The 13,780-nt window shown below is 64.1% G+C and carries 11 protein-coding genes; 9 read left to right on the forward strand and 2 right to left on the reverse strand.

The features are described 5' to 3' along the window. The first annotated feature begins 195 nt into the window (after positions 1–195). The 3 genes from gabD to ACQKQA_RS04115 all read left to right on the forward strand — a co-directional run bounded on the left by gabD (position 196) and on the right by ACQKQA_RS04115 (position 4,481). Positions 196–1,638 (forward strand): NADP-dependent succinate-semialdehyde dehydrogenase, encoded by a 1,443-nt coding sequence (gene gabD / locus ACQKQA_RS04105; RefSeq protein ID WP_427553807.1) that lies wholly within the window; start codon positions 196–198, stop codon positions 1,636–1,638. Positions 1,639–1,838: 200 nt separating this feature from the next. Further along, positions 1,839–3,116 (forward strand): 4-aminobutyrate--2-oxoglutarate transaminase, encoded by a 1,278-nt coding sequence (gene gabT, locus ACQKQA_RS04110; RefSeq protein WP_427553809.1) that lies wholly within the window; start codon positions 1,839–1,841, stop codon positions 3,114–3,116. A 150-nt stretch (positions 3,117–3,266) separates the two neighbouring features. Further along, complete coding sequence (locus tag ACQKQA_RS04115) at positions 3,267–4,481, forward strand: HDOD domain-containing protein (RefSeq protein ID WP_427553811.1); 1,215 nt, start codon at positions 3,267–3,269, stop codon at positions 4,479–4,481. 239 nt (positions 4,482–4,720) lie between these two features. Here the strand turns inward: ACQKQA_RS04115 and ACQKQA_RS04120 are convergent, their stop codons facing one another. Continuing rightward, positions 4,721–5,713 (reverse strand): GGDEF domain-containing protein, encoded by a 993-nt coding sequence (locus ACQKQA_RS04120; RefSeq protein WP_427553813.1) that lies wholly within the window; start codon positions 5,711–5,713, stop codon positions 4,721–4,723. A gap of 230 nt (positions 5,714–5,943) precedes the next feature. Then, positions 5,944–7,128, reverse strand: coding sequence for a delta-9 fatty acid desaturase DesA (gene desA / locus ACQKQA_RS04125; protein ID WP_427553815.1), 1,185 nt, complete (start codon positions 7,126–7,128; stop codon positions 5,944–5,946). 144 nt (positions 7,129–7,272) lie between these two features. On the opposite strand from desA, the gene dibA reads away from it, so the two are divergent. The 6 genes from dibA (at position 7,273) to ACQKQA_RS04155 (ending at position 13,676) form a co-directional block, all read left to right on the forward strand. After that, entirely contained in the window at positions 7,273–9,192 is a 1,920-nt protein-coding gene (dibA, locus tag ACQKQA_RS04130) for a phosphodiesterase DibA (protein ID WP_427553817.1), read from the forward strand. 316 nt (positions 9,193–9,508) lie between these two features. After that, positions 9,509–9,691: a sulfur starvation response protein OscA gene (gene oscA, locus ACQKQA_RS04135; RefSeq protein ID WP_009041629.1), complete on the forward strand. Its 183-nt coding sequence runs from the start codon at positions 9,509–9,511 to the stop codon at positions 9,689–9,691. Positions 9,692–9,861: 170 nt separating this feature from the next. Continuing rightward, positions 9,862–10,872, forward strand: a complete 1,011-nt coding sequence (locus tag ACQKQA_RS04140; protein ID WP_427553819.1) for a sulfate ABC transporter substrate-binding protein — start codon at positions 9,862–9,864, stop codon at positions 10,870–10,872. Between the two features lie 107 nt (positions 10,873–10,979). After that, positions 10,980–11,798 (forward strand): sulfate ABC transporter permease subunit CysT, encoded by an 819-nt coding sequence (gene cysT / locus ACQKQA_RS04145; protein ID WP_427553821.1) that lies wholly within the window; start codon positions 10,980–10,982, stop codon positions 11,796–11,798. Between the two features lie 12 nt (positions 11,799–11,810). Then, complete coding sequence (gene cysW, locus ACQKQA_RS04150) at positions 11,811–12,683, forward strand: sulfate ABC transporter permease subunit CysW (RefSeq protein ID WP_427553823.1); 873 nt, start codon at positions 11,811–11,813, stop codon at positions 12,681–12,683. Positions 12,684–12,686: 3 nt separating this feature from the next. Then, positions 12,687–13,676 carry a sulfate/molybdate ABC transporter ATP-binding protein gene (locus tag ACQKQA_RS04155; RefSeq protein WP_009041631.1) on the forward strand — a complete coding sequence of 330 codons (990 nt, stop codon included), beginning with the start codon at positions 12,687–12,689 and terminating at the stop codon, positions 13,674–13,676. The last annotated feature ends 104 nt before the right edge of the window (positions 13,677–13,780 follow it).

Consider the following 13,780-nt stretch of genomic DNA (forward strand, 5'->3'; position numbering starts at 1 on the left):
GTTCCCCTGTTGACCCTAGGATTCGTTTGAGATTTCAAACGCTCTTGTCTGAGAGCCGACCCGCACGTCTATCCAGACAGGCGCTATTTTCTGTGTTTGAGCCCGGTACAAGATTTTCCTGACGGCAGCCTCTCAAGGCGCCTTTCAACAATCACAATTCGCTCCGCTTCGCGCGGTGCTGTTAAGGAAACCGACATGCAGCTTAAAGACGCCCAGTTGTTTCGCCAGCAAGCCTTCATCGATGGGGCTTGGGTCGACGCGGACAATGGTCAGACGATCAAAGTGAACAACCCGGCCACCGGCGAAATCCTCGGTACCGTGCCGAAGATGGGCGCCGCTGAAACCCGCCGCGCCATCGAAGCCGCCGACAAGGCCCTGCCGGCCTGGCGCGCCCTGACCGCCAAGGAGCGGGCGACCAAGCTGCGTCGCTGGTACGAGCTGTTGATCGAAAACCAGGACGATCTCGGTCGCCTGATGACCCTGGAGCAGGGCAAGCCGCTGGCCGAAGCCAAGGGTGAAATCGCCTACGCCGCCTCCTTCATCGAATGGTTCGCCGAAGAAGCCAAGCGCATCTACGGCGACGTGATTCCTGGCCACCAGCCGGACAAGCGCCTGATCGTGATCAAGCAGCCGATCGGCGTGACCGCGGCCATCACCCCGTGGAACTTCCCGGCAGCGATGATCACCCGTAAAGCCGGCCCGGCCCTGGCCGCTGGCTGCACCATGGTGATCAAGCCAGCCTCGCAGACCCCGTACTCCGCCCTGGCCCTGGTCGAACTGGCGCACCGCGCCGGCATCCCGAAAGGCGTGCTGAGCGTGGTCACCGGCAGCGCCGGCGAAGTGGGCGGCGAGCTGACCAGCAACCCGATCGTGCGCAAGCTGTCCTTCACCGGCTCGACCGAAATCGGTCGCCAGCTGATGGCCGAGTGCGCCAAGGACATCAAGAAAGTGTCCCTGGAACTGGGCGGCAACGCGCCATTTATCGTGTTCGACGACGCGGACCTGGATAAGGCCGTCGAAGGCGCGATCATCTCCAAATACCGCAACAACGGTCAGACCTGCGTCTGCGCCAACCGCCTGTACATCCAGGACTCGATCTACGACGCCTTCGCCGCGAAGCTCAAAGCCGCGGTGGCCAAGCTGAAGATCGGCAACGGCCTGGAAGAAGGCACTACCACTGGCCCGCTGATCGACGAAAAAGCCGTGGCCAAGGTCCAGGAACACATCGCCGACGCCCTGGGCAAAGGCGCGACCCTGCTGGCGGGCGGCAAGTCCATCGAAGGCAACTTCTTCGAGCCGACCATCCTGGTCGACGTGCCGAAAGACGCAGCCGTAGCCAAGGAAGAAACCTTCGGCCCGCTGGCGCCGCTGTTCCGCTTCAAGGACGAGGCCGAAGTGATCGCGATGTCCAACGACACCGAGTTCGGCCTGGCTTCCTACTTCTACGCCCGTGACCTGGGCCGTGTGTTCCGTGTGGCCGAAGCCCTGGAATACGGCATGGTCGGCGTCAACACCGGGCTGATCTCCAACGAAGTCGCGCCATTCGGCGGCATCAAGGCCTCGGGCCTGGGCCGTGAAGGCTCCAAGTACGGCATCGAGGATTACCTGGAAATCAAATACCTCTGCCTGGGCATCTAAGCTCGAAGGTTTAGGCCGGGCAAGGCATTGCTTCAAGCGCAAAGGGCACGAGAGCGCTGTCCCTTTGCGCCGCGTCAAACTGGAATTTTCTCTGTGGCCGGGAACCCTGTGGCAGTCGATCATCGCATGCTGTCGCAGTTCGCCCCCCGCCGCTTCATCCTTGAACCACGCCGACCGATGAGCGGCGAATGAGGACTGTAATGAGCAAGACTAACGCTGATCTGATGGCCCGCCGTGTCGCCGCTGTTCCCCGCGGCGTAGGCCAGATTCACCCGATCTTCGCCGACTCCGCGAAGAACGCCACAGTGACCGACGTCGAAGGTCGCGAGTTCATCGACTTCGCCGGCGGCATCGCCGTGCTGAACACCGGTCACCTGCACCCGAAAGTCGTCGCCGCGGTGAGCGAGCAGCTGAACAAGCTGACCCACACCTGCTTCCAGGTCCTGGCCTACGAGCCTTACGTGGAACTGTGCGAAAAAGTGAACGCCAAGGTGCCGGGCGACTTCGCCAAGAAAACCCTGCTGGTGACCACCGGTTCCGAAGCCGTGGAAAACTCCATCAAGATCGCCCGCGCCGCCACTGGCCGTGCCGGCGTGATCGCCTTCACCGGCGCCTATCACGGCCGCACCATGATGACCCTGGGCCTGACCGGTAAAGTGGTGCCTTACTCGGCCGGCATGGGCCTGATGCCAGGCGGCATCTTCCGCGCGCTGTACCCGAACGAGCTGCACGGCGTGAGCATCGACGATTCGATCGCCAGCATCGAGCGCATCTTCAAGAACGACGCCGAGCCCCGTGACATCGCCGCGATCATCATCGAGCCGGTACAGGGCGAAGGCGGTTTCTACGTTGCGCCCAAAGAGTTCATGAAGCGTCTGCGCGCCCTGTGCGACCAGCACGGCATCCTGCTGATCGCCGACGAAGTGCAGACCGGCGCCGGCCGTACCGGCACCTTCTTCGCCATGGAGCAGATGGGCGTCGCCGCCGACCTGACCACCTTCGCCAAGTCCATCGCGGGCGGCTTCCCGCTGGCCGGTGTCTGCGGCAAGGCCGAATACATGGACGCCATCGCTCCAGGCGGCCTGGGCGGCACCTACGCCGGTAGCCCGATCGCCTGCGCTGCGGCCCTGGCCGTGATGGAAGTGTTCGAGGAAGAGCACCTGCTGGATCGCTGCAAGGCGGTGGGCGAGCGTCTGGTGACCGGCCTCAAGGCCATCCAGGCCAAGTACCCGGTGATCGGCGATGTGCGTGCCCTGGGCGCGATGATCGCGGTCGAGCTGTTCGAGAACGGCGACAGCCACAAGCCGAACGCGGCAGCGGTCGCCCAGGTCGTGGCCAAGGCCCGCGACAAAGGCCTGATCCTGCTGTCCTGCGGCACTTACGGCAACGTGCTGCGCGTGCTGGTTCCGCTGACTTCGCCGGACGAGCAACTGGACAAGGGCCTGGCGATCATCGAAGAGTGCTTCGCCGAGCTGTGATCCCGCGGGGCTGGTTGCCCGTGAGCCGATCGACAAAAAACCCGCTTCGGCGGGTTTTTTTATCGCTGCCTGCCAGACTGAAGGTATTTGCGCTGTATGGATCGGTGCGCATTGACTAAGGTGCAAGGGATTGTCCAAGGAGCGTGTTGCATGACTGCTGTGGATTTACCCGCTGTACCGCGAGTGTTGATTGCCGAGGCGGACCCTTGGTCGCGGGATTTGCTGCAACAGGTGTTGCTCAATGTTCGTTGCGATGCACGGCTGGATGTGTGCGCCGACGGCCAGGAAGCCCTGCAGCTGCTGGCCGACGTCCCCTATGACCTGGTCATCGCCGATTGGGAGCTGCCCGGCGTCGATGGCCTGGGCCTGTTGCGCAACGTGCGGCAACGCAGGCGCAATCCGGTGTTGCCCTTCATCCTCATGAGCAGTCGCAACGACAGTGCCAGCGTGCGCGAAGCCCTGCCGCTGGCGCCGACGGCCTATCTGACCAAGCCGCTGAACATGGAAGGCCTGACCCAGCGCCTGCAGGACCTGCTGCTGGATGCCGGCCAGGAAGTGTCGTGCGAGGTTCCGGCCCTGGCGCCGAACATGACCTTGTGGGGCTTTCTCGAGCGCCGTCGCGATCTGGCCGAAGGCGCGCCGTTGCTGGCCGATGTGCAACTGGCGGTGAAGCGCAGCCTCGACCCCAACGACCTCGACCTCAAGCTGCTGGAAGACGAGGTGCGTACCGATCCGCAGATCACCGCGGTCCTGATCGCCGCGGCGAACAGCGCCGCCCAGCACCACGGCAGCCCGGTGCAGACCCTGGCCCAGGCCCTGCAACGGCTGGGCTCCGGGCAGAGCATGAACCTGGTGCTCGGCCTGGCCCTCAAGCGCAGCGCCCGCTTGAGCGATCCGGCCCTGTCCGATTATGCCGAGCGTTACTGGGAGCTATCGCTGCACACCGCCGAATACGGCCGGACCCTGGCCCGCTTGCTGGACCTGGACCAGGAGCGCTGCTATTGCGCGGGCATGTTGCATCGCCTGGGGGATCTGGCACTGCTGCGTTGCCTGCAGGAGTGGCGGCAGGCCGGCGGCGCCCTCGACGACATGGAAGAGATCGGCGACGCCCTGGAAAAATTCGGCGCCGCCTACGGCTCGGCCTTGCGCACCCGCTGGCGCCTGCCGCTGGAGTTGCGCGAGCTGATCGCGTCGGTCTATCAACTGGGGGGCGGGGTGTATTCCCGCGAGGCGCTGGTGATGAATCTCGCCGCCCAACTGGCCCGCCTGCAGCCGTCCGAAGGCGTCGAAGAGCTGGCCAACAGCAAGACCGCGCGCCTGCTCAAGATTGGCCTGCCGGAGCTCGTTCGGCTGCGCAAAGGCTGAAGCGGAAGAGATCCGGGCGATTGCTTCGTGGGTAGGCTCGCTACCGGTTTCGTGCTGGCACACCACCGTTGTAGCCGCTGCCGAGCCTGCGAGGCTGCGCTCGAGGACACAGTCCTCGCAAAACCTGTCCATGCGGTTTGCCGGGAGGAATGCGGTGCCTGGTTTTGCGGCCCCTGCGGTGCCGATCGCAGCCTCGCTGGAGCTCGACAGCGGCTACAGGTTCTTGTGGTGGAGGTTATCTACCCCGAAACGATACGGTTCTTGCCCTGGCGCTTGGCTTCGTACATCGCTGCGTCGGCACGGGCGAAGAGGCTGTCGAGGGTTTCGTCGTCGGCGGTGAGGCTGGTCAGGCCCTGGCTGACGGTGATGCTGAACGGCTCTTGGTCATGGCTGAAGGTCAGGCGCTGGATTTCCCGCTGCAGGCGTTCGGCAACCTGGCGCGCCATCTCCGGGGCGCAGCCGGGGAAGAGGGCGGCGAATTCCTCGCCGCCGATCCGCCCGAACAGGTCGCCACGGCGCAGGGCCGCGCGGCCGGTTTCGGCGATGCGTTGCAGGACGTTGTCGCCTTCGGGGTGGCCGTAGGTGTCGTTGACCACCTTGAAGTCATCGATATCCAGCAGCAGGAAGGCCAGCGGCGTGCCTTGCTGGCGCGCCTGTTCGAACTCGCGGTTGGCGCATTCGAAGAAGTGCCGCCGGTTGCTGCTCTGGGTCAGCACGTCGGTGGTGGCCAGGCGCTGCAGCTCGGTTTCCAGCTGCTTTTTCTCGGTGATGTCTTCGGCCAGGCCGACGATGATCACCCGGTCCCCCGGCGCGGCATTGCGATTGATGAAGCACTTGTCGCTGAGCCAGCGCACCTGGCCCTGGGCGTCGATGATGCGGTATTCGCGGTCTTCCACCGCGCCGGTCTCCAGCACCTGGGCCAGGCTGCGCTCGGCGTATTCGAGGTCGTCGGGGTAGACGCTGTCGCGCCATTCGTTGGCGTCTGCCAGCAACAGGCCCGCGGAGCGGCCGAAGATGCGTTCATAGGCCGGGCTGACATAGAGCACCTGGCGGTTGCTCCAGTCGAAGGCCCAGAGCACAGCGTTGACGCTCACCAGCAACGAGCTGAACAGCTGTTCGCGCTCCGTCAGCCGGGCGACCTCGCCCTGGGCATGCATCAGCGCCATCAGGGTTTGCGCGGCCTCGGGCCACTGGGGAAAAGCGGATGGGTGTTGGGGGTTCTTGTTGACCATCGGCACAGATCTCAAAGCGTATGCCGCTCGGAAAACCAAGCGGCCGCGGAAAACCCGCCTGGATGGCGAAGTGTTGCTTGAGATAGGGGATCGGCGGCGAAGTTCCCGTGTTCCGTGGCCGGGGCGCGGGCACCCGCTGGGCGGTCATGGCCCTGGGAGCGATCGTTGGGGAGGGCGGCTCGGGGCACCCGCCATGACCCGTGAAAGGGCCGTGGCGGGCGGGCCTGGCGTCACGCGTTGGCGGGGCGCAGCGAGTAGGTTTTCAGCTGGTTGGCGAAGTCGCGCAGGGACTGGATCCCGCTGGCTTCGGCTTCGTGCACCCAGTCCTTGATCGCCGCGAGCATGTCGTGGCCGTTGGAACTGGTCTTGACCCAGATCTGTTGCAGCGCCAGGCGCTTTTCGTAGATCACTTTCAGGGCCTGGCTGTGTTCCAGCATGTTCTGGATGCGGGCGTGGTGACGCTCTTCCAGCAGGCTGGTTTCCCGGGACAACAGGCGCTTGGCGCGATGGAACTGGTGGCGCACCGAGTGATCGACCTTGGCCAGTTCCTGCTTGACCAGCGGCGCGATCACCAGCTTGCGGTACTGCGCCATGATCTGGAAACGGTTGTTGAGGATCGCCATCGCCGTGTCCATGTCCAGGTGGCCCTTGCCTTCGACCCGGTGGGCGATCGGCGCGACCCGCTGTACCTTGGCCAGGCCCAGGAAGCTGAACACCTTGATCCAGGCCCAGCCCAGGTCGAACTCCCACTTCTTCACCGACAGCTTGGCCGAGTTGGGGTAGGTGTGATGGTTGTTGTGCAGCTCTTCGCCGCCGATCAGGATGCCCCAGGGCACCAGGTTGGTCGCCGCGTCGCGGCACTCGAAGTTGCGATAGCCCACCGCGTGGCCCAGGCCGTTGATCACGCCGGCGGCCCAGAGCGGGATCCACATCATCTGGATCGCCCAGATGGTGATGCCGATGGTGCCGAACAGCAGCAGGTCGATCACCGCCATCAGCGCCACGCCGCCTAGCTTGTAGCGCGAGTAGAGGTTGCGTTCGATCCAGTCTTCCGGGCAGTTCTTGCCGTAGATGCGCAGGGTTTCCGGGTTTTTCGCTTCCTCGCGGTACAGCTCGGCGCCCTTGCGCAGTACCGTGGACAGGCCCTTGATCACCGGGCTGTGGGGGTCGTCCGCGGTTTCGCATTTGGCGTGGTGCTTGCGGTGGATGGCGGTCCACTCGCGGGTGTTCTGCGCCGTGGTCAGCCACAGCCAGAAGCGGAAGAAATGTTTCAGGCCGGCATTGAGCTCCAGGGAGCGATGGGCTGAATAGCGATGCAGGTAGACCGTGACGCCAACGATGGTGATGTGGGTCATCACCAGGGTGACCGCCACCAGTTGCCAGGCCGACAAGCCAAGAAAACCTTCGTACCACATAGGCTGTAGGGCCCTCATCAAGAAAAAACAGCAGTCGCATTATCACCAAGCCCGCACAGAAAACCAGTCGCCCTTTCAGATAAGAGTGGCGGGATGTTTCTTACTCTATAATCCCAAGCTTTTCGTAAGGACATTGACGACCTTATGTCGGTTTCTTCTCGCGACGCTCTGCGTGCAGCCCTGTTCTATCTCCTGCTGTCCGTGTTGTGGCTGCAGTTCAGTGGTTATTTATTGAGCAGTTTCTTCGATGAGTCGAACGACGTGGCGCACTGGCAGCGGATCAACGGCTACCTCTGGGCCCTGATCAGCGCCGTCCTGATCTTCATCGCCCGGGGCCGGCTGTTGCGCATGCTGGGCGCCGATACCTGGCTGCATCACCAGCGCGAGGACCGCGAGCGCCTGCGCCAGGCGGCGGCCGTGTTCGATTGCACCCGCGAAGGGGTGCTGGTCAGCGACCGCCGGGGCAAGATCGTCCATGTGAACCGGGCCTTCATGGAGATCACCGGCTACCAGCGCGAGGAGGTGCTGGGCCGCCAGCCGAGCATGTTCAAGTCCGGGCACCACAGCGCCGACTTCTACCTGGCGATGTTCGATTCGCTGAAGGCCACGGGCGAGTGGAGCGGCGAGATCTGGAACCGGCGCAAATGCGGTGAGATCTACCCGCAGTGGCAGACCATCCGCGCCATCCGGGACGACGACGGCCAGCTCAGCCACTATGTCGCGGTGTTCTCCGACATCAGCGCGATCAAGGATTCCGAGCACGAACTGGCTCACCTGGCGCACCACGACCCGCTGACCGACCTGCCCAACCGCCTGCTGTTCACCGACCGGGCCGAGCAGGCCCTGGCGTCGGCGCAGATCCACAAGCGCGGCTGCGCGCTGCTGATGGTCGACCTGGACCATTTCAAGATGATCAACGACAGCCTCGGGCACAACGTCGGCGACCGCCTGCTCAAGGCTGTGGCCCAGCGCCTGCAGGGCATGTTCGGGCCGGGCATCACCCTGGCGCGGCTGGGCGGCGACGAGTTCGCGGTGCTGGTGGAGAGCTGCGCGCAACCGGCGCAGGCCGCGGTATTGGCGCAACGCATCATCGATGGGGTGAAGCAGCCGTTCCTGATGGACGAGAACCAGCTGTTCATCAACGCCAGCATCGGCATCAGCTTGTTTCCCAGCGATGCCCTGAGCGCCGAGCAACTGCTGCGCAATGCCGATACGGCGCTGTTCAAGGCCAAGAGCACCGGGCGCGACAGTTATGCGTTGTACACCGAGGAGCTGACGGCCCATGCCCAGCAGCGGGTGGAGATTGCCTTCGAGCTGCGCCGGGCCCTCGAGCAGCAGGAGCTGCGGGTGTTCTACCAGCCGGTGCATGACCTCGCCAGCGGCCGCCTGGTGGGGGTCGAGGCGCTGGTGCGCTGGGAGCATCCGCAGCGGGGGCTGGTGCCGCCGGGGGAGTTCATTCCGATTGCCGAGCGCACCGGGCTGATCGCCGAGATCGATGCCTGGGTCATGCAGCAGGCCTGTCGCCAGATGTGCCAATGGCAGGCAGCCGGTGTGGCGTTGTCGTTCGTTGCGGTGAACGTCTCCAGCCGCCTGTTCGCCCGCCGCGAGTTGTACCAGCAGGTGGCCCAGGTGCTGCACGACACCGGCCTGGACCCTGGCTACCTGGAACTGGAGGTGACTGAAAGCGCGGTGATGGAAGACCCGGAAGTCGCCCTGGAGCAGATGCACCGCCTGCGCGAGCTGGGGCTGCGCCTGGCCATCGACGACTTTGGCACCGGCTATTCGTCGCTGCTGCGGCTCAAGCGCCTGCCGGTGCAGAAGTTGAAGATCGACCAGGGCTTTGTCGCCGGCCTGCCGTGGGACGAAGACGATGCGGCGATTTCCCGGGTGATCATCGCCCTGGCCCAGAGCATGGGCATGCAGGTGCACGCCGAAGGCATCGAACAGGTGGAACAGGCGCGGTTCCTCCTCGACCAGGGCTGCGACCTGGGCCAGGGCTACTGGTTCGGCCGCCCGGTGCCGGCCGAGCAGCTGGATTGGCGGCACGTGCCGGAGATTCGTTGAGCCGGGCCCTGGTGGGGCATCGCGGGCAAGCCTCGCTCCTACACGTCAGCGTTGTCCTTGCCCCCGCGCCACTCCGCGAATTCGTAGGAGCGAGGCTTGCCCGCGATCCAGACGCCGCGGTGCCTCAGAAAACACTCGCGGCAGCAGCCTACAGGCGGCTCTTTGGCTGTAAGCCCGCGTTCCTGCAAATAATTTCTCCTGGTTATATAAACATTCTTAAATAGTATTTTTAAGAATATCTGCGCCTATCTACTATTGCCCTCACGCCGCAAGCAGTGCCGCCACTGCCAGGCACCTTTCATTCAGGAGCAACACCATGAGCGCATCTCTTCGTAGCGTGGACGGCCAGGACGAACAAACCATCTTGCGGGAAATTCAAAGCGCCTTGCGCGACCTGCGCTTCGGCGCGGTGGAGATCACCGTGCACAACGCCCAGGTGGTGCAGATCGAGCGCAAGGAAAAATTCCGCCTGCAGAACCCGGGCAACAAGCCGAGCTGAATCCGCGTCACCCTCCCGGGCTTCTTGAGAAGCCCGCCGAGGCCCGACTGGACCACCGGAGGGCGTCTTCCATGACCCCCAGTACTGAAAACCCCAGCGTTCGTTCACGAATGCGGGCCTGAATCGCCATAAGAAAATGCCAGCACACTAAGAATTTCAGGAGCTTGACCATGTCGTCGATTCGCCGTTATGCCCTGGCCGCTCTCGCCAGCGCCGTTTTTGCCGGTTCCGCCGTCGCCAAGGATTACGAGTTGCTCAACGTGTCGTACGACCCGACCCGCGAGCTGTACCAGGACTACAACACTGAGTTCACCAGCTTCTGGAACAAGGAACACCCGGGCGACAACGTCAAGATCCAGCAGTCCCACGGCGGTTCGGGCAAGCAGGGCCGCGCGGTGATCGACGGCCTGCGCGCCGACGTGGTGACCCTGGCCCTGGCCGGCGACATCGACGAAATCGCCAAGCTCGGCAAGACCCTGCCGGTCGATTGGCAGAAGCGCCTGCCGGAGGCGAGCACCCCCTACACCTCGACCATCGTGTTCCTGGTGCGCAAGGGCAACCCCAAGGGCATCAAGGACTGGGGCGACCTGATCAAGAAAGACGTGTCGGTGATCACGCCGAACCCGAAAACCTCCGGCGGCGCCCGCTGGAACTTCCTCGCCGCCTGGGCCTACGGCCTGAAAGCCGGCGGCAGCGAAGCCAAGGCCCAGGAGTACGTGAAGGAGCTGTTCAAGCACGTGCCGGTGCTGGACACCGGCGCCCGCGGTTCGACCATCACCTTCGTCAACAACGGTCAGGGCGACGTGTTGCTGGCCTGGGAAAACGAAGCCTTCCTGGCCCTGAAGGAAGACGGCGGCGCCGACAAGTTCGACATCGTGGTGCCTTCGCTGTCGATTCTCGCCGAGCCGCCGGTGGCGGTGGTGGACAAGAACGCCCAGAAGAAGGGCAACACCGAGATCGCCGAGGCCTACCTCAGGCACCTGTACAGCCCGGCGGGCCAGGAGATCGCGGCGAAGAACTTCTATCGTCCACGGGACAAGGAAGTCGCGGCCAAATACGCCCAGCAGTTCCCGAAACTGGACCTGGTGACCATCGACAAGGACTTCGGTGGCTGGAAAACCGCCCAGCCGAAATTCTTCAATGACGGCGGGGTGTTCGACCAGATCTATCAGGCACAGTAATCTTCAGGGGCGAGCCCCCGGGGTGGTAAGACTCCCGGGCTCGCCGAACCGCCAGAACAATAGGCCCGGATTCGTTTCCGGGCTTTGCGTGTCAACCAAGGACTTTTATGTCGCGTCGTATCTCCCCCGTCATACCCGGCTTCGGGCTGACGCTGGGCTACACCTTGGTGTACCTCAGCCTGATTGTGCTCATACCCCTGGCAGCCATGTTCGTGCATGCCGCCCAACTCACCTGGGACCAGTTCTGGGCCATTGTCTCGGCGCCACGGGTGCTCGCCGCGCTCCAACTGAGCTTCGGCACGGCACTGTACGCGGCGATCATCAACGGCGTGATCGGCACGCTGCTGGCCTGGGTGCTGGTGCGCTACAGCTTCCCCGGGCGCAAGGTGATCGACGCGATGATCGACCTGCCGTTCGCCCTGCCCACCGCCGTGGCCGGCATCGCCCTGACCGCGCTGTACGCGCCGACCGGCCTGGTCGGCCAGTTCGCCACCGACCTGGGCTTCAAGATCGCCTACACCCCGCTGGGGATCACCCTGGCGCTGACCTTCGTCACCCTGCCGTTCGTGGTGCGCACCGTACAGCCGGTACTGGCCGACATTCCCCGTGAAGTCGAAGAAGCCGCTGCTTGCCTGGGCGCCAAGCCCTGGCAGGTGTTCCGCCATATCCTGGTGCCGGCGCTGCTGCCGGCCTGGCTGACCGGCTTCGCCCTGGCCTTTGCCCGGGGCGTCGGCGAGTACGGTTCGGTGATCTTCATCGCCGGCAACATGCCGATGAAAACCGAGATCCTGCCGCTGCTGATCATGGTCAAGCTCGACCAGTACGATTACACCGGCGCCACGTCCATCGGCGTGCTGATGCTGGTGGTGTCCTTTGTCCTGTTGCTGCTGATCAACCTGCTGCAGCGGCGCATCGAACGACCTTAAGGAGGCGCGACCATGTCCCAATCGTCTATTTCCGCAGCCTCTTCGGCCAACGCCGACCGTCGTGGCAGCGCCACCTCGCGGCGCATCCTGATCGGCCTCGGCTGGCTGATCTTCGCCCTGTTCCTGTTGCTGCCGCTGTTTATCGTGGTGTCCCAGGGCCTGAAGCTCGGCCTCGGCGCGTTCTTCGCCGCGATCTTCGAACCGGACGCCTTGTCGGCCCTGAAACTGACGCTGATCGCGGTGCTGATCTCGGTGCCGCTGAACCTGGTGTTCGGCGTCAGCGCGGCCTGGTGCGTGAGCAAGTACAGCTTCCGCGGCAAGAGCATGCTGGTGACCCTGATCGACCTGCCGTTCTCGGTGTCGCCGGTGATCGCGGGCCTGGTCTACGTGCTGATGTTCGGCGCCCAGGGCCTGTTCGGCCCGTGGCTGTCGGATCACGACATCCAGATCGTGTTCGCCCTGCCGGGCATCGTCCTGGCGACCATCTTCGTCACCGTGCCCTTCGTCGCCCGCGAATTGATCCCGCTGATGCAGGAGCAGGGCACCCAGGAAGAGGAAGCGGCCAGGCTGCTGGGGGCCAACGGCTGGCAGATGTTCTGGCATGTGACCGTGCCGAACATCAAGTGGGGCCTGATCTACGGCGTGGTGCTCTGCACCGCGCGGGCCATGGGGGAATTCGGCGCGGTGTCGGTGGTTTCCGGGCACATCCGCGGGGTGACCAACACCCTGCCGCTGCACGTCGAGATCCTCTACAACGAATACAACCACGTCGCCGCGTTCGCCGTCGCGAGCCTGTTGCTGATCCTGGCGCTCTTCATCCTGCTGCTCAAGCAGTGGAGCGAAAACCGTATCAACCGCCTGCGCGCCAGCGCCGCGGAGGAATAATTCATGTCGATCGAAGTCCGTAACGTCAGCAAGAACTTCAATGCCTTCAAGGCCCTGAACAGCATCAACCTGGACATCCAGAGCGGCGAGCTGGTGGCGCTGCTGGGCCCGTCCGGCTGCGGCAAGACCACTCTGCTGCGGATCATCGCCGGCCTGGAGACCCCGGACGCCGGCAGCATCGTGTTCCACGGCGAGGACGTCTCCGGCCACGACGTGCGCGATCGCAACGTCGGTTTCGTGTTCCAGCACTACGCGCTGTTCCGCCATATGAGCGTGTTCGACAACGTCGCCTTCGGCCTGCGCATGAAACCGAAAAACCAGCGCCCGAGCGAAAGCCGGATCGCCGAGAAGGTCCACGAACTGTTGAACATGGTGCAATTGGACTGGCTCGCCGACCGTTATCCGGAGCAGCTGTCCGGCGGCCAGCGCCAGCGGATCGCCCTGGCCCGCGCCCTGGCGGTGGAGCCCAAGGTGCTGCTGCTGGACGAACCCTTCGGCGCCCTCGACGCCAAGGTGCGCAAGGAGCTGCGGCGCTGGCTGGCGCGGCTGCATGAAGACATCAACCTGACTTCGGTGTTCGTCACCCACGACCAGGAAGAAGCCATGGAAGTGGCCGACCGCATCGTGGTGATGAACAAGGGCGTGATCGAACAGATCGGTTCGCCAGGGGAGGTGTACGAGAACCCGGCCAGCGACTTCGTGTACCACTTCCTCGGCGACTCCAACCGCCTGCACCTGGGGGAGGACCACCATGTGCTGTTCCGCCCTCACGAAGTGTCGTTGTCACGTTCCGAGCTGGCCGATCACCACGCCGCCGAAGTGCGGGATATCCGTCCGCTGGGCGCCACCACCCGGGTGACCCTGAAGGTCGAAGGGCAGAGCGAGCTGATCGAGGCCGAAGTGGTGAAGGACCATGACAGCCTGGTCGGCCTGGCCAAGGGCGAGACGCTGTTCTTCAAGCCCAAGGTCTGGCAGAAAGTGGCCAATATCTAAAAGCAAAAGCATCGCGGGCAAGCTCCGCTCCTACAAGGACCGTGGTCGGACACATGGCGTGCTCGACCCGGGACCTGTAGGAGCGAGGCTTGCCCGCGATTGCG

Source organism: Pseudomonas sp. NPDC089530 (assembly GCF_050280705.1).
Classification (GTDB): Bacteria; Pseudomonadota; Gammaproteobacteria; order Pseudomonadales; family Pseudomonadaceae; genus Aquipseudomonas.